At 65.9% G+C, this 17178-nt stretch carries 21 protein-coding genes; 16 read left to right on the top strand and 5 right to left on the bottom strand.

The genetic code is table 11. From position 1 onward, the window contains the following. Positions 1-20: 20 nt before the first annotated feature. Entirely contained in the window at positions 21-437 is a 417-nt protein-coding gene (locus EV191_RS07290; RefSeq protein ID WP_132875982.1) for a YciI family protein, read from the bottom strand. 222 nt (positions 438-659) lie between these two features. On the opposite strand from EV191_RS07290, the gene EV191_RS07285 reads away from it, so the two are divergent. Next, positions 660-1025: a nuclear transport factor 2 family protein gene (locus EV191_RS07285; RefSeq protein ID WP_132875981.1), complete on the top strand. Its 366-nt coding sequence runs from the start codon at positions 660-662 to the stop codon at positions 1023-1025. An 8-nt stretch (positions 1026-1033) separates the two neighbouring features. Here the strand turns inward: EV191_RS07285 and EV191_RS07280 are convergent, their stop codons facing one another. Then, positions 1034-1849 (bottom strand): alpha/beta fold hydrolase, encoded by an 816-nt coding sequence (locus EV191_RS07280; RefSeq protein ID WP_132875980.1) that lies wholly within the window; start codon positions 1847-1849, stop codon positions 1034-1036. Positions 1850-1915: 66 nt separating this feature from the next. Between EV191_RS07280 and EV191_RS07275 the strand changes: the two genes are divergently transcribed. Further along, positions 1916-2590: a TetR/AcrR family transcriptional regulator C-terminal domain-containing protein gene (locus EV191_RS07275; protein ID WP_132875979.1), complete on the top strand. Its 675-nt coding sequence runs from the start codon at positions 1916-1918 to the stop codon at positions 2588-2590. A 15-nt stretch (positions 2591-2605) separates the two neighbouring features. Here the strand turns inward: EV191_RS07275 and EV191_RS07270 are convergent, their stop codons facing one another. Continuing rightward, on the bottom strand, positions 2606-3664 hold the full coding sequence (locus tag EV191_RS07270; RefSeq protein WP_132875978.1) for a TetR/AcrR family transcriptional regulator: 1059 nt from the start codon (positions 3662-3664) through the stop codon (positions 2606-2608). A gap of 96 nt (positions 3665-3760) precedes the next feature. Here EV191_RS07270 and EV191_RS07265 point away from each other — a divergent pair, with 96 nt between their 5' ends. The 3 genes from EV191_RS07265 (at position 3761) to EV191_RS07255 (ending at position 6878) form a co-directional block, all read left to right on the top strand. Continuing rightward, positions 3761-4951 (top strand): cytochrome P450 family protein, encoded by a 1191-nt coding sequence (locus EV191_RS07265; protein ID WP_132875977.1) that lies wholly within the window; start codon positions 3761-3763, stop codon positions 4949-4951. 65 nt (positions 4952-5016) lie between these two features. Next, on the top strand, positions 5017-5889 hold the full coding sequence (locus EV191_RS07260) for an alpha/beta fold hydrolase (RefSeq protein WP_132875976.1): 873 nt from the start codon (positions 5017-5019) through the stop codon (positions 5887-5889). A 47-nt stretch (positions 5890-5936) separates the two neighbouring features. Next, positions 5937-6878, top strand: coding sequence for a DNA polymerase domain-containing protein (locus tag EV191_RS07255; protein ID WP_132875975.1), 942 nt, complete (start codon positions 5937-5939; stop codon positions 6876-6878). Between the two features lie 3 nt (positions 6879-6881). On the opposite strand, the gene EV191_RS07250 is transcribed toward EV191_RS07255, so the two are convergent. Continuing rightward, positions 6882-7796: a LysR family transcriptional regulator gene (locus EV191_RS07250; protein ID WP_132875974.1), complete on the bottom strand. Its 915-nt coding sequence runs from the start codon at positions 7794-7796 to the stop codon at positions 6882-6884. Positions 7797-7924: 128 nt separating this feature from the next. Between EV191_RS07250 and EV191_RS07245 the strand changes: the two genes are divergently transcribed. From EV191_RS07245 to EV191_RS07230, 4 genes are all read left to right on the top strand, one after another. Then, entirely contained in the window at positions 7925-9109 is a 1185-nt protein-coding gene (locus EV191_RS07245; RefSeq protein ID WP_165912854.1) for a CaiB/BaiF CoA transferase family protein, read from the top strand. Between the two features lie 65 nt (positions 9110-9174). Then, positions 9175-10476 (top strand): SLC13 family permease, encoded by a 1302-nt coding sequence (locus EV191_RS07240; protein ID WP_132875972.1) that lies wholly within the window; start codon positions 9175-9177, stop codon positions 10474-10476. Positions 10477-10548: 72 nt separating this feature from the next. Next, positions 10549-12081, top strand: a complete 1533-nt coding sequence (locus EV191_RS07235) for an FAD-dependent monooxygenase (RefSeq protein WP_132875971.1) — start codon at positions 10549-10551, stop codon at positions 12079-12081. After that, complete coding sequence (locus tag EV191_RS07230; RefSeq protein ID WP_132875970.1) at positions 12071-12688, top strand: TetR/AcrR family transcriptional regulator; 618 nt, start codon at positions 12071-12073, stop codon at positions 12686-12688. The genes EV191_RS07235 and EV191_RS07230 overlap by 11 nt, the downstream gene beginning before the upstream one ends. On the opposite strand, the gene map is transcribed toward EV191_RS07230, so the two are convergent. Continuing rightward, the gene (gene map, locus EV191_RS07225; RefSeq protein ID WP_132875969.1) at positions 12685-13461 is read right to left on the bottom strand and encodes a type I methionyl aminopeptidase; all 777 of its coding nucleotides are present in this window, start codon (positions 13459-13461) and stop codon (positions 12685-12687) included. The genes EV191_RS07230 and map overlap by 4 nt on opposite strands. 82 nt (positions 13462-13543) lie before the next feature. Here map and EV191_RS07220 point away from each other — a divergent pair, with 82 nt between their 5' ends. The 7 genes from EV191_RS07220 (at position 13544) to EV191_RS07190 (ending at position 17108) form a co-directional block, all read left to right on the top strand. Then, a complete protein-coding gene (locus tag EV191_RS07220; RefSeq protein ID WP_132875968.1) occupies positions 13544-13810 on the top strand; it encodes a helix-turn-helix domain-containing protein in 267 nt (88 codons plus the stop codon). Between the two features lie 48 nt (positions 13811-13858). Beyond that, positions 13859-14746: an alpha/beta fold hydrolase gene (locus EV191_RS07215; protein WP_132875967.1), complete on the top strand. Its 888-nt coding sequence runs from the start codon at positions 13859-13861 to the stop codon at positions 14744-14746. A 141-nt stretch (positions 14747-14887) separates the two neighbouring features. Next, complete coding sequence (locus EV191_RS07210; RefSeq protein ID WP_132875966.1) at positions 14888-15118, top strand: hypothetical protein; 231 nt, start codon at positions 14888-14890, stop codon at positions 15116-15118. Continuing rightward, positions 15115-15657: a DUF6879 family protein gene (locus tag EV191_RS07205; protein ID WP_132876202.1), complete on the top strand. Its 543-nt coding sequence runs from the start codon at positions 15115-15117 to the stop codon at positions 15655-15657. The genes EV191_RS07210 and EV191_RS07205 overlap by 4 nt, the downstream gene beginning before the upstream one ends. Next, positions 15620-16507 (top strand): helix-turn-helix domain-containing protein, encoded by an 888-nt coding sequence (locus EV191_RS07200; protein WP_132875965.1) that lies wholly within the window; start codon positions 15620-15622, stop codon positions 16505-16507. The genes EV191_RS07205 and EV191_RS07200 overlap by 38 nt, the downstream gene beginning before the upstream one ends. A 156-nt stretch (positions 16508-16663) precedes the next feature. Beyond that, entirely contained in the window at positions 16664-16918 is a 255-nt protein-coding gene (locus EV191_RS07195; protein ID WP_132875964.1) for a hypothetical protein, read from the top strand. Continuing rightward, the gene (locus tag EV191_RS07190) at positions 16908-17108 is read left to right on the top strand and encodes a hypothetical protein (protein ID WP_132875963.1); all 201 of its coding nucleotides are present in this window, start codon (positions 16908-16910) and stop codon (positions 17106-17108) included. The genes EV191_RS07195 and EV191_RS07190 overlap by 11 nt, the downstream gene beginning before the upstream one ends. The last annotated feature ends 70 nt before the right edge of the window (positions 17109-17178 follow it).

The following is a 17178-nucleotide window of genomic DNA, read 5'->3' as shown; positions in this document are numbered from 1 at the left end:
CGCTCCAGCGGTAGACGGTTCTACTGCTGCTTGCCGATCTCCTCGCGCAGCTCGGCCTCTTTCGCCCGCAGTTCGGGGGTGAACTCGGCGCCGAAGTCGTCCTCCTCGAAAACCCGGCGGATCTCGATCTCCCCCTCGCGGACCGGGCAGCGCTTGACCCATTCGATCGCCTCTTCGTGCGAGCTGACCTGGATCAGCCAGAAGCCGGCGACCAGCTCTTTCGCTTCGGTGAACGGCCCGTCGAGCACGCTCGGCTTGCCGCCGCTGAACTTGACCTTGGCGCCCTTGCTCGACGGGTGCAGTCCCTCGCCGGCGAGCATCACACCGGCCTTGACCAGCTCCTCGTTGTATGCGCCCATCTCGGCCAGTTCCGCTTCGGTCGGCATCGTGCCGGCTTCAGTGGTCTCGTCGGACTTGATCATCACCATGAACCGCATTGGATACTCCTTGTCAGTGGGCCGCCCCTCCGTTTTCCGAGGAGCCGTTACCTACCCGTCGCGGATACGGCCCGCGATTCGACAATCCCGCGAAACTTTTTTGGGAAATTTCCGGAAGCGGCGCTGACCGTGCCGGCCGACCATCACCTCCGAGGTCATCGACCAGCTGCGCGTTGGCGTCAACCATGGCTGCTGTCACCACCAAGAGCTGAGGAGTTTCCCATGAGTGCCACGTTTGATGACCTCGCCAAGCAGTACGTCGCGGTGTGGAACGAGACCGATCCACAGCTGCGGCGCAAGGCAATCGACGCGTTGTGGTCGGCCGACGCGGTGTACTGCGATCCGCTGGGGACCGCGCGGGGACGTGCGGCGATCGATGCGACGATCGCCGGCGCGCAGGAGCAGTTCCCCGGGATGAGCTTCCGGTTGGTCGGCGCGGTGGATGGGCACCACGAGCAGTTCCGGTTCACCTGGGAGCTTGGTCCCGAGGAAGGCCCGGCGCCAGTCGTTGGGTTCGATGTCGCGACCGTGGACGCGGATGGCCGGCTGAACCAGGTGCTCGGGTTCCTGGACCGGGTGCCGAGCTAGCGACGGGGCTAACTGGCTGCCGGGAAACACTTGTTGGCGAAGGTCTCGATGATGCTGGCGACCCGGCTGGTGTCCTTGAGGTCCGCGCCATGGTCGCGACCGGGCATGACAACGCGCTCGGTACGTGGCATTGCCTGCTCGATGGCGGTCTGCCGGTCGATGAGGTGCCTCGGACTGCGATCGCCTTCGAGTAGCAATGTGGGCGTAGTGATCTTGGCGTAGACGTCCAGGCGATTGCCGAGCTGGTGCAGTGCTTCGAGGTCATCGATCTGCGCGGGGATGAGCCTGCGGTAGCGCGGTGTCAGCGGGACCAGGCAGCCACCAACCCACGCTTGCCACGCTGGTGTCCCGGCACTTTCCCGCATAAACACCCTCAGTGCCGCACCGACCTTACCCGCCCGGAGTGCGGCGCGGGCACGGCTGACAACCCAGCCTTGCTCGCCCGCGATCGGCAGTTCGGTCACCGCGGCCGGTTCGTAGATCACCGCACCCGCGAACGATGTCGGGGACGCCGCGAGCGCTTCGAGTGCGACCACACCACCGGACGAATGGCCGTAGATGACCAACGGCTCCGCTACCTCCCCGGCGACCGCGCACACATCGGCCACTTCATCGGCGATCGTGCTCGGTCCACGGGATTTCAGGTCCATCCGGTACTGGCGGCGGCGCAACCGCAGCACCCGGAAACGCCTTGCGAGGATGCCGGCGAGTTTCTTGGTCCGGCTGCCGTCGTCCATTCCGGGCCCAACGATCAACACGGCTGGCCCGCGCCCTTCGTCGTACCAGCGGATATCTGTCCCATCCGCCGAACTGATCATCCCCATGACGCCTCCCGTTCAGTCGCCTTAGCACTGCTAAGGAGCAGCTTAGCAGTGCTAAGGTAGTTGGCGATGCCTGCTAGTAACCGGCCGGGGGTGACCCGCCAGTCGATGATCGACGCGGCCCTGCGACTGCTGGACGAGGTCGGGCTGGACGGGTTGAGCGTGCGCCGGCTTGCCACCGAGCTCGGCGTTCAGTCGCCCGCGCTGTACTGGCATATTCGCGGTAAGCAGGAACTGCTCGACGGGATGGCCGACGCGATCGTCACGGCCGCCGGGATGGGCCCACCCGCGGACGGCGAACCGTGGCAGGACTGGCTTGCTCGCCGCTCGCGCGCCTACCGCCAATCGCTACTGGCGCACCGCGATGGAGCGCGCATTGTCGCCGGAGCGGCCTGGCTCAGCCCGGCGACGATCCGGATGTTCAACGCGGAGCTCGCCGGACTGGTGAAGCAGGGATTCCCGCCAAGCCTCGGGTTGCGCACGATCTCCACGCTTTCCCAGTACATCAATGGCTTTGTCCTGCTCGAACAGGCCAAGCCGCGCGAACCAAGCGCCGACACGGCCGACCGGCTGACAGCCCTGACCGAGCTTTTCGACGGGGACTCGTCGGCGCCCATCCTGGCCGCGATCCGGGAAGGTGCCCGGACCACCGGTGACGAGGCCTTCGAACACGGCCTGCAAGCGTTTATCCGTGGCACCGCCGCCGCGCTGGCCGACCGCGCCGAGGATGATCACGTTCCGTAATCGCGTTCTTTAAGGTTAGCGGCGTTGGGGGGTGCGGGCGCCGATGGCGTGGCAGGCGCCGGGGCCTTCGGCGCGCGCGGTGATCCGGCCGCCGCTGATCCGCACGGCCGCTTCGGTGGCATCGCTGACCGCGGAGAGCCCAGCCGCCTTGGCCACCGCGCCGGTCTGGTCGCAGACGATCCGCAGTGCCGGCCAGGCCGAGCGCGGGAACGCCTGGCGCAGGCAACCACTGAGCTGCGCGAGAACCAACTGGGCCAGCGGCAACAGCTCCGCTGGCGCACTGGTGACCAGCACCGCGGTCACTGGCCCACCGGCGCGTACCGCCTCCTCGAGCACGGCCAGCCGGTGTAGCCCAACCACCGCGAGCAGGCCATCCTCGGCCAGTTCAACCGGCTCGGCACGGACCCGATCAACCATCTCGGGCGCCGACCAGGGCAGGTCATCCGGCACCGGCACGGTGACCTGCTCCGGCGGCGCCCACCAGTCGTTCAACTCCATGCCGGCCAGCCGTTCGCAGGCGCTGATCACGTCGAACGGCTCACCGAAACCGGGCGCCGCGGTGGCGAGCTCGCCGGCGCCGTACAAGGTGGTCAGCACCGTCTCGGCAAGCCGGCCGAACCGGCGCGGCGGAGCGTCAGCGATTGATACGGGCGGCGCGAGATGTTCCAGCGCCAGGCTCAACACCAGCGCGTTCAGCTTCAGCAGTTGGGTGAACGGCCGCCTGGTCAGTTCCTCGGCGCGCACCTCGGAGAGCATGTCCACCCCGAAACCGGATGCCGGCAGCCGGGCCATCCAGGCGCCGGCGAACGCGCCCAGCGCGTCTACCGGGTTTTCGCCGGGCCGAACGTGCGCGGCGATCGGCACCTCCGCCGCCAGCTCGGCCAGCACCGCGAAGTACAAAGCGCGCTTACCGGGGAAGTTGGAGTACACCGCACCCCTGGTCAGCTCGGCCCGCTCGGCGATGGCGTCGACCTTCGCCTCCCGGTAGCCGCGCTCGGCGAACTCCGCGCGGGCGGCGGCAAGCACCTTGGCCTTGTTTCGCTCCTGCTGCTCCACCCTGCTGAGCCGCGCCATCCTGCTCCGTCCCGAAGATTGCCAACCCGTCCGAGATCAGGATACTGTCAACATTCAGATGTTGAGAACATATGAAATAACCATCTAGGAGGTTCGATGACCGTTCCCGAGCTGGATCTGGCCGATCCCGAGGTGCTGCGCGATCCGTTCACGGCTTATGCACAGGCACGTGAGGCCGCGCCAGTTGCCCAGCTGCGGATGCCCGGCCCGATGTCGCTCTGGGTGGTCACCCGCTACGCGCCGGCGAAGGAACTACTCGGCGATCCACGGTTCGAGATCAACTCGGCCAGCTACCTAAGTCCGGACGTGCCGGAGGACTGCCTGCCTTACCTGCGCACCATGTCCGAACAGGACGGACCGAACCATTTACGGCTGCGCCGGCTGGTCGCGCCCGCGTTCACGCCACGCAGGACGGGCGAGTTTCGCGAGCGCATCGCGATGCTGGTGCACCGGCTGCTGGACGAGGTGGCCAAGCAGGAGGCGAGTGAACCGGTGGACCTGTTCCCCGGTTTCGCCCGACCGCTACCGATGGACGTGATCTGCGCGCTGGTCGGTATCCCGGAAGCGGACTGGCCGCGCTGGCGGGAGTACGGCGCGCATATCGCGTCGGGTGCGGGCAAGGAGTTCGCCGCCGCGATCCCCGGGATCATCGCCGGCGCCAAGGACGCGGTGGCGGCCAGCCGTGCCGAGCCGGCGGACAATCTGGTCGGCGACCTGGTGCGGGTGCAGGAGGCCGACGGTGATCGGCTCAGCGATACCGAGATCGTCTCGCTTGTCTGGCATCTGGTGCTTGCCGGGCAGACGCCTACCCAGCTGATCCTCAATGGACTTGCCGCACTGTTCGCGCATCCGGAACAACTCGACGCTCTGCGGCAGGATCCGAACCTGTTGCCCTCGGCTGTCGAGGAGATGCTGCGCTGGTGCGGGCCGAACCTGCTGACCGTACCCAGGTTCACCACCGAGGACGTGGATATCGATGGGATCACCATCGACAAGGGACAACCGGTCAGCACCGCGATCGCGGGCGTGAACCGGGATCCTCGGGTATTCGACGACCCGGATCGCTTCGATATCCGGCGCACCGGGCCTGCTCGCGCGCATCTCGCGTTCGGACATGGGCCACATTTCTGTCTTGGCGCCAGCATCGCCAGGGTGCAGACCGAAGTGGCGCTCGGCGCGTTGCTGGACCGGTTCCCGAAGTTGGCGCCAGCGACCTCGCCGCCGGACGCGGCCAGGGACACCGATGGTGGCTCCTGGCGATTGACCGCGCTGCCGGTGCTGCGCTGACGTAATCTCCGCGATGGGGTACTTTCGCGCCAGCGGCGGGAGAGATTCATCGACGGGGTGGTGCGATGGCCGAGCTCGGTGGTTTTCGCGATGCCGCGGCCGAACAGCGGTACCGCACGGCATACCAGGCAGCGCTGCGGGAGTGGCCGGACTACACGTCCCACACGGTGCCAACCAGTTTCGGCACGACCCAGTACTACCGCAGCGGGCGACCCGACGGCATGCCCGTTGTCCTGCTACCCGGCGCGAACTCGGCAGCTCCGAGCTGGGCCTCGATCGTGCGACTACTCGGGGATCATCGCCCAGTCATAGCACTGGACACGATCGGCGATGCCGGGCTCAGCGTCCAAACCAGACCAGTGCGCAATGGCGCGGAGTACGCGTCCTGGCTGGCCGAGGTACTCGACACGCTCGACCTACCCCTTGTCCATCTGGTCGGACTGTCCTACGGCGGCTGGCTGGCGCTCAACCAGGCCATCCATCGCCCGGACGCGCTGGCCACGGTGAGCGCGATCGAACCCGCACGCGCGCTCGCCGGCCTTGCCCCGACCGCACTGATCCGCATGGTGTACGTATCGCTGCGAGATTCTGACGAGCTACGCCGTCGGTTTCTGCGATGGTCTGGCTGCGGCACGGAACCCGCCACACCACTGCGCGAACTACAGATCGCCGGGCTCCGCGACTACCGCAAACGAGCCACCCCCATGCCGCAGAAGCTCAGCGACGCCCAGCTCGCCGCGATCCGGGTACCAACCCTGGTGATGCTTGGCGGGCGCAGCCGATTGCACAACAGCAAGCGCGCGAACGCCAGGGCGCGCTTGCATATCCCGAACGTGTCAACCGTGGGCTTCCCGACTGCCAGCCACGCGCTGCCCAGCGAGTTCAGTGCGGAAACCGCGCGGCGCCTGCTTGCCTTCATGGCAACCCACCCGGGCTGATCACCCCTGACGTTGACCTTGCCCGCACGCACGACAACAGTGAACACATGGGTACCGAAGAAACCCGGGACGGCGTCAAGCTGACCAATCTGGACCAGTCGTTGTTCGAAGGCGCGGAAGCGACCAAACGCGATCTGGTGGACTACCTGGACTCGGTGCACGAGCGGATCATCCGCGAACTGCGCGGCCGGCCGCTTTCCGTCGTGCGCGCGCTGCGCGACCAGGAACCCTTCATGCAGAAGAACCTGCCGAAGTACACGCCGTCCTGGGTCAACTCGGTACGGCAGTGGGCAGCGACCTCGCAGCGCACTGTGCGCTACGCGCTCTGCGACGACCGGCGCACGCTGCTGTGGTTCGCCAACCAGCGTGCGGTCGAGTACCACCCCGCGCTGGTCCGCGCCGCGGACTGGACACATGCGACACATCTGGTGCTGGATATCGACCCGCCTGCCGATGCCTTCGACCGCGCGGTCCGGGCGGCACAGCTCGTCCGGCAGGCACTCACCGAGGCGGGACTGGCCGGCGCGGTGAAAACCAGTGGCGCCAAAGGCGTGCATATCTACGTACCAGTGCACGAGCAGACCACCGTCGACGATGCGGCCGCGGCAACCAGGGCGCTCGCCGCCCGCGCGGAACGCCTTGACCCGAGCCTGGTCACCACCGCATATCTGCGCGCCGATCGCGGAGACCGGGTCTTTCTGGACGCCACCCGGGCCGGTAACGGCACGGTGGTCGCCACCTACAGCCCACGGGTCCGCGCCGGCACACCGGTGTCCTGGCCGGTGTCCTGGGCAGAGCTGGATCGGGTACATCCCAGCGATTTCACCGTGCGCACGGCCGGCAAGCTGGCTGACCCGTGGCAAACCGAGCTACCCGCGCCGCAGGTGTTGGACGCGGACCTGCTGGCCGAGGGGCACGCGATCCCGATTCCCCGGGTGCAGGGCATGCACGAAGGCAAGCGCAGGGCCAGGGCCAAACGCGACGGTTGAGCGCTACACCCCGTGACCGCGTTCTTTAAGGCGAGGTGGGTACACCAGCTCGGCCTGTTCCAGCAGTAGGGCGCGGACGGTGAGCGCGGCGCTGGACGGTTGCGAGTTGGTGCGCTGGGTCAGGCAGACTTCGACCTCGGGCTCCGGACCGGTCAGCGGCACATGCACCAGCCGTGCATCATCGATCCCACTGGCGATCAGCGTGTCCACCCCGATCCCCGCGCCGTGCGCGACCATCATGCGCAGGGTCTGCGCGGTCGAGGCTTCGAACACCACGCGTGGTTCGGCGAGGTGCGTATGCAGCATCTCCCACAACCGCGTACCCCGCCGCATACTGACCAGTGGCCACGATGCCAGCTCCGACCAGGTCAACGACCGCCGCCGCGCCAGCGGATGGTCGCTCGGCGCGCAGGCGTACAGCGGGAAACTGAACAGCCGGCGACGCTCCAAGCGCTGCATGGGCGGGGTGCTCGGTTCGGTCACCACCCCGAAGTCGAGCCCACCATCGGCGACCAAATCCTCGACGGCACCCGAGGTCGATTCCGCCACGGTGAACCGCAGTCGAGGATGTTCGCTGAGCAGCCGCCCGATCACCGGTGCGAGCAGCACGCTCGCCAGCGACGGCACGCAGCCGACCCGCACGGTGCCCTGATAGGCGCCGGTCAACCCGAGCGCGCCGTCCCGGAGCGCGTCCTCGGCGGCGATCAGCTGCCGGATCCACGGCAACAGCTCCTCACCCGCTGGCGTGCCGACAACGCCGCGCCGGCTGCGGGTCAGCAGCACCGTATCCAGCTCCTCCTCGAACAGTTCGAGCTGCTGGCGCAACGTCGGCTGGCTGACCCCGACTTCCTCGGCAGCGGCACGCAACGACCCGAGCCGTAGTGCGGCCTCGGCATACCGCGCACGTTCCACCCGCATCGCAGACCACCCTTGTCATGAAAGGTTTTTTCTATCACCCGTGCGCCGTGATCACATCTTCCGAACCCTGTTTCCTGCACATATCGTCTTTTCGCAATCCACCTCGCCGGTCGACTGAAAGGCGTCATATGTCACTGCCACTCGACGGGATCCGGGTACTGGACGCCGCGACCGTGCTCGCCGCACCGCTCACCGCCGCACTGCTCGGCGAGTTCGGCGCGGAGGTGATCAAAGTCGAGGACCCGAAGCACGGTGACCCGATCCGCGGCTACCCACCTTTTGTGGACGGCGAGTCCGCGCAATGGCCATACCTCGGCAAGAACAAGAAGAGCGTCACCATCGATCTGCACAATTCGGACGGTGTCGCGGTCTTCCGCCGGCTGGTGGCGGAGACCGACCTGGTCGTGACGAACTTCCGGCCGCCTACCCTGCGCGGCTTCGGGATCGACTTCGACGAGCTCTGCAAGGTCAACCCGGAGCTGGTGTTGGTGCACATCAGCGCGTACGGCCGAACCGGCCCCTACGCCGATCGGCCAGGGTTTGCCAGGGTCGCCGAGGCGTTCGCCGGACTGACTGGACGCACCGGCAACCCGGACGGCCCGCCGATGTTCTCCGGCTATGCCATCGCCGACGGCCTCGCCGGAATCTACGGCGCCTACGCGGCCATGCTCGCGCTACGCCAACGAGACCAGACCGGCACCGCGCAACTCGTGGATCTTGCCCTGTACGAACCAGTGCTGCGGATGATGGAGGACTTCATCGCCGACTATGGCAGCACCGGCGAGATCGCCGCCCGCGCCGGCAACGAGAACCCGAAGATCAGCCCGAATGGCCTCTACCCCACAAAGGACGGGAAGTACCTGGTACTGCCCGCGTCCACCCAACGAATGTGGGAACGCCTGGTCCCGCTGCTGGACGATCCGGACCTGGCCGAGCTGGTCACCTTCGAGCAGCGCATCACGCAGCGGGCACTCGTCGATGCCAGGGTCGCGGCGTTCACCAGCAGGCACGATCTTGCCGAACTCGTCGACAAGCTGACCACCGCCGGCGTCGCATGTGGACCGGTGAACGATGCCGCGGATATCTGCGCCGACGAACATATCCAGGCAAGGGGCTCAATACGCGAAGTAGTCGACCCGGAACGTGGTCGAACACATCTCATGCAGGCACCAGCGGGCAGGTTCTCCGGGTTCGCGCCACGATCCATAACCCCAGGCCCGCGCCTCGGCGCGGACACCGATGCGGTGCTCGGCGAGCTTGCCGGCTGCACGGCCACCGAACTCGCCCGGCTTCGCGCCAGCGGCGCCATCTGAGACGCACCCATTCCCCAATGTCGTGGAAGGACAGTCAAAGCTGACTGTTGCGGAAGGATACTGCCATGCCAGACGCCGCCATCGTGTCGATCGTGGTGCTGTTCCTGCTCTTCGGCGCGGCCATGTGGAACCGCGTCCATCTTGGACTCCTCTGCTTTCCAGCCGCATACCTGGTCGCGCTCTACGCCGGCATCTCCGCCGACGAGTTGACCTCGTTTTTCCCGGCTGACTTCTTCATACTTGTGCTCGGGGTGCTCTCGTTGTTCGCCATCGCGCAGAGCAACGGCACGCTGAGCTGGATACTGAATGGCGCGCTCCGGCTGGTCGGCGGTCGGCTGTGGCTGATCCCCTGGCTGACCTTCCTGGTGGGCGGCCTGCTCACCGGTCTTGGCACCTTGCCGGCAGCCGCGACCGCGATCATGGCGCCGATCGCCATCGGTTTCGCGATCCGTTACGGGTTCCCGATACTGCTGATGGTGCTGGCCGGGGTCACCGGAATACTTGCCGGCTGCTTCTCGCCGATCGCGGTGTACGGGCTGACCGCACTCAATCTGTACGCGCAGGCCAATATCGAACTGCCCTCGGCAGCCAACCTGTACCTGCTGCTCGCCTCGCTGAGCCTCGGGCTGCTACTGACTACGACCTACACCCTGTTCGCTCGGCGATCGGCGCGGCCGAGCGACCGACCGGCGGACATGCCCCCGACTGGTTCCACTGGCGGTAGCCAGCCCGACCAGGGAGGCGGCGCGACCGCGACGCTGACCGTGGCAGGCACGGCCGCGCCCGTGCGGCAACGCGTCGCCACGCTGTTCGCGATGGGGTTGATGGTGCTCGGCAGCGCCGCGTTCGACCTCGACCTGGGGTTTGTCGCTATCGTGCTCGCAGTGGTCCTGCAACTGACCTTCCGGCTGGAACCCCAGCAGATCATCAACCGGATCCCGTGGGGCGTGATCGTGTTGATCGCCGGGATCCTGACCTATATCGGGGTGATGGAGTCGACCGGCTCCTTCGAGCTGATCAGCGATGCGTTGCTGACCGGGGGCAGCCCGCTGGTCGGGCTGCTGCTGCTCTGCTACATCGCGGGGATCACGTCGTTCTTCGCCTCGTCGATCGCGGTGCTGGCGACCGCCGTTCCGTTGCTGCCGCCGCTGATCGCCGCCGGGCTTGATCCGGTCGGCGCGCTGATCGCCGTGGCGCTTTCCTGTCTGCTGGTGGACGTGAACCCGCTGGGGATCACCGGTGGACTGTTCCTCGCGGCCGCGCCCGAGGAATCCCGCACGAAGTTGTTCCGCCAGCTCCTGCTGTTCGGCTGCAGCTCGATCGTGGTGGCACCGGCGCTGGCCTGGGGCGTGTTCGGCTGGTGGTAGCGGTCACCGGTGGCGGAAGTCGATGAGCTGCTATATATTTCGATACGTAATCGTCTACGTATTGGAATAGCGATGACCGAGGTACTCGTAGTTGGCGCGGGGCCAACCGGATTGACGCTGGCCTGCGGGCTGGCCGCACACGGGGTTGACGTGCGGGTGCTTGATCGCGCGGAAGGGCCGGCACAGACATCGCGGGCGAACATCCTGCACGCTCGCGGCGTGGAAGTGCTCCGCAGGATCGGTGCCCTTGGCGAGCTGCCCGAGCGCTCCCTTGCCCCGGTCGGGATCCGGATGCACGTTGGGGACAAACCCATCAGCACGATGCGTTTCGCGCCGGACGCGCGCGAATCGGTGCAGGCGCTGTTCATCTCGCAAGCCGCCGTCGAGGCGGAACTGCGTACTCGGCTACACGACCTTGGCGTCCGGGTGGAATGGGACAACGCGGTACGTGCCGGACACCAGGACGCGACCGGCGTGACAGTGGAACTGGAGAACGGCGACACCATCAGGGCGAACTGGCTCGCCGGCTGCGACGGTGCGCACAGCGAGGTACGCGGACTGTCCGGGATTCCGTTTCCCGGTGTGTCCGTAGTGGAGCAGTTCCTGCTCGCCGACGTGCACGGCGAGTGGGCCCGCGATCGGTCCATGTCCTCCGGTTGGTTTCACCGGGACGGCATGCTGCTGGCAATGCCAATGCGCACCCAGGACGGGCAGGCCGACGACCTGTGGCGGTTGATGGCCGACGTGCCGATGAGCGACCGGCGACTGAGCAGCGAAGACATTATCGCGCGGTTCGACAAGCTGATCCCGCAACGATCCGGCCGGGAGGGGCCACGGATCAGCGACGTTGTGTGGACCTCGGTGTTCCGGATCCAGCGCCGGCTGGTCGATGACTACCGCAGGGGGCGAATCCTGCTCGCTGGGGACGCCGCGCATATCCACAGCCCGATTGGCGGGCAGGGCATGAACACCGGGATCGGGGACGCGGAAAACCTCGCGTGGAAGCTGGCCCTCGTTGTCCGGGGCAGTGCGCCAGAGTCGCTTTTGGACACCTACACCGCGGAGCGGCGACCGCTGGCGACCGAGGTGCTGCGCAATACGACCAGGAACACCCGGATGCTGCTCGGCGAGAACGCGCTGGCCCGCGTCGCGCGGGACCGGATGTTCGTGCCGCTGCTCAACCTCCCCGCCCTACAGCGCAAGGCGACGCGGGTCGCTTCGCAACTGTGGGTCAGCTACCGCAACGGGCCACTCGGCGGCGGGCGCGGACGGCTCAGGCTGGGCGACCGGGTGCCGGATCGGGCCTGCCGCCGTACCGATGGGGCACACACCCGGTTGTCCGACGAGCTGGGTCCAGAGTGGGCGGTGCTGGCCAGCAAGGGCGAGGTGGCGGAAGAACTCGCCCAGCTGGCGAGCGAACACCTTGCCGGGCCGGTTGTCGCGCTTGTGCACAACAGCGTGCCGGCAGCGACCGCCTGGCTGATCCGGCCGGACGGTCATCTGGCCTGGCGGGGTCAGCAACCGACCGAGCTGCGTGGCTGGCTGGCAGAGAAACTGCCGGCAGGCGCCGCCAAGCCCGCGCGCGAGGAGTCCCATGGCCAGTAGCCGTACCGGGCCGGGTCGACCGCGAAACCCGGCCGCGGACGCCAAGATCCTGCTGGCCGCGATGGAGCAACTGATCGAGCAGGGCATCGAACGCGCCAGTATGGAAAACATCGCCCGGCGCGCGGGCGTGGCGAAGATGACCGTGTACCGCCGGTGGTCGACGAAGGAGGAGCTGCTCGCCGAGGCGATCGAGGCGGCGCGGGCGGAGATCCCGGATGCCACCTCGACCGGGCGGCCGGCGAGCGAGCTGCCGCTGACGATCGCGGAGCTGCTGCCCTACTGGGGCGAGGTGCTTGCCGACTCCCGGTTCCGGCTGCTTTCCGCGCGGTTGATCGGCGCGGGGCCTAGCCATCCGGCGCTACTCGCCGCGTACTGGGAGCACCACGTGCTGCCGCGCAGGCAACGCGCGCGGGAGACGATGCTGAGTGCGCAGGCGCATGGCGTACTTGATCCGGACGCCGATATCGACGTGCTGCTGGACATGCTCGCAGGGGCAGTTATCCACAACCTGTTGATGAATCCGGAGCCGAGGTCCGCGGCGGAGATCAGCGACTATCTCGGTCGGCTGCTGCGCCAGGTTGGATTCACCATCGCGGCGCCTGCCTAGCCTTCGCCCGCGCGCCTGGTGAGCACCCGTACTCCCTGCTCGGTGATGGCCACCGTGTGCTCCGAATGAGCCGTTTGACACCCATCCGCGGAACGAATGGTCCAGCCGTCCTCGTCGGTGATCACGCGGTTGGTGGTGCGGGCGAACCAGGGTTCCAGCGCGAGGGTCAGCCCCGGTCGTAGTTTCTGGCCTCGCCCCGCGCGGCCCCTGTTGGACACGTGCGGATCTTCGTGCATTGTGCGACCGAGGCCGTGCCCGCCGAATTCGGTGTTCACCGGGTAGCCGTGCGCGGTGGCCACCGCTTCGATCGCGGCGGAGATATCACCGAGCCGGTTGCCGGCGAGCGCGGTGGAGATCGCCGCTTCGAGGGCTTCCTCGGTGGCCCGCACGATGCGGGTGTCCTCCGGGTCGGGTGTGCCAACGATGACAGTGGTTGCCGAGTCAGCGACCCAGCCGTCGATGCTGACGGCAAAATCCATGCTGAGCACGTCGCCGTCGCGGAGCACGTAGTCATGTGGCAGGCCGTGCAGTACCGCGTCGTTCACGGAAAGGCAGATGACGTTGCGAAACGGGCCATTGCCGAAGGATGGGGCGTAGTCCCAGTAGCAGGACTGCGCGCCGCGCTCGCGAATCCGGCGGCGCGCCTGGTGTTCCAGATCGAGCAGGTTCACGCCGATGTCGGCGATCCCACGTAGTTCGGTCAGCACCTCGGCGACGAATTCGCCGGTCACGGCCATCTTGTCGATCTCGGCCGGGGTCTTCAACTCGATCAATCCAGTGCTCCTATCGGCGACGGTATAATAATACCAACACTAACAGGTGGCGGTATTGAAATACCAGACGTACCCTAGTCGCATGGTGCGCCTCCCGCTTACCCCGGAACAGATCGATGCAGGCAAGCGCCTCGGCGCACTGCTCAGGCGGGCACGCGGGGATCGTGAACTCGGCGAGGTCGCACGGAGCGCGGAAATCTCGCCAGAGACGCTGCGCAAGATCGAAACTGGCCGGTTGAGCACGCCCGCGTTCGGCACCATCGTCGGCCTCAGCGATGCGCTCGACCTGCCACTCGTCGAGCTGGCCGCCGCGTGGCGAGACAGCGCCGCACTAGAAGCAGCCTCGTAGCCGTCAACCAAGATTGACAATCTCGTAGCGTCAACCTAAGTTGACGATATGCGGAACGTCGAACACACCTGGGTCGCGCTCGGCGAGCGGCGGCTGTGCACCAAGATCACTGGTAGCGGGCCGAGCGTGGTCCTGGACTGCGGCGGGACCGGCGAGGGCATCGGTGGTTGGGGTGAACACCTCGAGGCCGGGATTGGCGAGTTCGCCACCGCGGTGGCCTACGACCGTGCCGGCATCGGCCGCTCCGATGGGCCACGCGCGCGCACCGTTGGTGAGATGGCTGAGGACCTACATCGGATGGTGCGCGCCGCCGAGCTCGAGCTACCCGCGGTATTCGTCGGCTGGTCGCACGGCGCCTTGGTGGTGCAGCTTTACGCGGCGCGCTATCCACAGGACGTGGCTGGGCTGCTGTTCATCGATCCAACGCCGGCCAAGCCGTCGCCGGCGCCGACCGCGGTCGTTCGTGCACTTCAGCAGCTCAGCGCTACGCCGTTGCATTTGCTCGCGGCCGGTGCGGCCACCGGCATGTTCCGCTCCCGGCTGGGCAGGGCGATCGCCCGCAGGTTTGCCGGTGCGCAAGCGACCGAGGAAGGGCTACGGCAGGCGCTCGAGTTCGTGAACAGTCCGGCCAAGATCCGGCAGCTCGCCGGCACCATCACCCGGCTCGACCAGCAGATCACCGAAGTACACGAGGCTTTCGCCGACCCGGAGGTTCGGCTGCCCGATGTGCCAACCACCGTGCTCACCGCTGGATCGCGGCCGGCGCGGATGCCGGAGAAGTACCGGGCACACCTCGACGCGAGCCACCAGTGGCTGGCTGACTTGTCTCCGCAGGGACGCGTGGTTATCGCGGAGCAGGCCACTCATCAACTGCCACTGGAGCACCCGAAGACCGTCATCGCCGAGCTCCGCGAGTTGCTACACCGGGCCGCCTGACCGCAATCTTTAAGGATCTTGCGGTTGAGTGACACGGCGTAACCGGTCGCTTCGCGTACCCCCTCACCCAGACGTGCCTGTTGACTCGCTGGACGTCGTCCGCCAATATTCGAGAATAGCCTCGAATATTCAGGAGATACGATGCGTGCTCGGTTCCTGGGCAAAGACCCGGAGTCCAACGTGGGTGACTCGCCGACGCTCTTCGCGACAGATCGCATGGAGCGGAAGACCTACATAACGCAAGGATGGATCGTTACGGACCCGGAAGTACTCGCCGACGTAGGACCTATCCCCGAGGGAGAGGCCATCGTCGAAGTTCCGGAAGAAGTTCTAATGTTCTACGTACGCAGGTACCAGGAGGGCGAACACTGAACCAGTTCATCGAACCCGGCCCGGAGTTTGGACAGCTTTTCCGAACCTTCGAGCACACGGCTTTTCGATTGGAAGTCAGGACAACCTACGCGCCACCATACGAGCGTGAGTCGTATGAGAGGTTTCTAGCTGGCGAGCCGTACGAGCTAGGATGGATGCAGGACTGGCTGTCGATGGTACGAAAGGCAGCTAGTGAAGGGCGCCAGTTTGCACGGGTACGGATAGTAAGTACACCGCTCAGCGATTACAACAGATGGAGCTATGTTATAGCCCAGCACAACATCGCGGCAGGTGAGGATATTCGCTACTTAACCCAAGAACAAGCACAGTCAACGGGACTACCTAATCACGACTATTGGTTGTTTGATTCGCACAGGTTGCTGCGGATGCGCTTTGACGATGACGACCGTTTTCTGGGTGGTGAAATCGTGGAGAGCAATACCGAGGTTGTGCGACACAACTATTGGCGGGACGCCGCGTGGCATCACGCCGTAAGACGGGATGACTTTGCCACCGAGGAACACCACGGGCGCGGCTAACGTCCATGAGGCGCGCACCACCCTGGGCAGGCGACTCCGTGAGCTACGCCTACAAGCTGGGTTGACCGGTACGCAGCTAGCGGAGTCACTGTCCTGGCCTCAGTCCAAGGTGTCCAAACTGGAAACGGCCCGCCAGACACCAAGCGCGGATGACATACGGGCATGGACTCGGACTACGGGGCGTGATTCACAAACCGACGAGCTCCTGACCGCACTCGAAACCCTCGAGGCTCAGCATGCGGAGTGGCAACGCGTTCTCACCGTGGGACTACAGCCCCACCAGCGAAAACTGTCCGAGCTCGATGCAAAGACACGACTCTTCCGCGTGTTTGAGTCGACCGTCATTCCCGGCTTACTGCAAACGGCTGAGTACGCGAAGGCACGCCTTGCACAAGGCGTCATCCTCCACGGCGCAAGCAACGACATCGACGAGGCGGTACGCGCTCGCCTGAGCCGACAAGAATTGCTTTATCGAGAAAGCAAGCGGTTCCATTTTGTAATCACTGAATCGGCGCTCCGATTGCGACTGTGCAGCCCGAATGCCATGCTTCCTCAACTCGACCGCCTCATGTCGCTATCGACGCTTCCCAACGTTCGAATCGGAATCATCAACGCAGGTACCAGCTACACGATTGGTCCCTGGCATGGGTTCTGGCTACGCGACAACGAGCAAGTGCTGGTCGAGACCTTTTCCGCTGAGCTGAATCTTGTCCAAGCTCCGGAGGTAGCGCTATATGGCAGAGTTTTCGAGCAGTTCGCGACTATGGCGAGCTACGACAGGGCCGCGCGGTCAATAATCACACAGGTAGCCGACGAACTTGCCGCCGAAATTTCAGCCGAAGGCGAATAAATTCTCGCCTCAAGAATTTCGCGACGAGTTGCCGAATATTCGAGAACATTCCTCGCCAAGCGTGACTCTGCCCGCATAAGCTCCTGGCAAGTCCGGTCCGCAGGTGAACCTCCGGAATGTAATCCGGGACCATCGTTAGCAGACAAGGAAATCTCGATGAGCTTCAACGCTACGTGGCGCCCGGGGCCAGATGCGGTGGCAGGTATGCGGGTGCTGGGAATGGCTTCGAATTCAGCTGGGTTGGTGATCTATCTGCATCCGGACAGCCTGGCGATTGCGCCGCCGGCTGATCCGGCTCGGTGGCCGGAGTTCGTACGGTTGATGCGGGAGATTCGCGATGGTGCCGACGAGCTGGCGCGGTTTATCGACCAGGGCGATTCCCTCGCACGGGGGTCGTTCGGTGGCCAGTGATGAGACCTTTCGGCATGCGCTGGTGGCACAACTCCCGTTTCAGGCAGGCGGCGGAGCGTGCACGGTGTTGGTTCGCCGAGTAGGCGGAGACGTGCAGCTGCTCTTTCATGCCGTGCTGGACACGACAGCGGTGCTCACCAGGCAGCAGGTAGAAGAGCTGATAGCCGCACTCAGCTCAGCCGCAGAATGATGGTTCGCGTTCTTCGCCGTTAGCGAGCAGGCCGGACTGACCGGGCCGCCTGACCGCAATCTTTAGGGAT

This window comes from Tamaricihabitans halophyticus, from assembly GCF_004340875.1.
Classification (GTDB): domain Bacteria; phylum Actinomycetota; class Actinomycetes; order Mycobacteriales; family Pseudonocardiaceae; genus Tamaricihabitans; species Tamaricihabitans halophyticus.
This window is presented reverse-complemented; position numbering and strand designations above follow the sequence as displayed.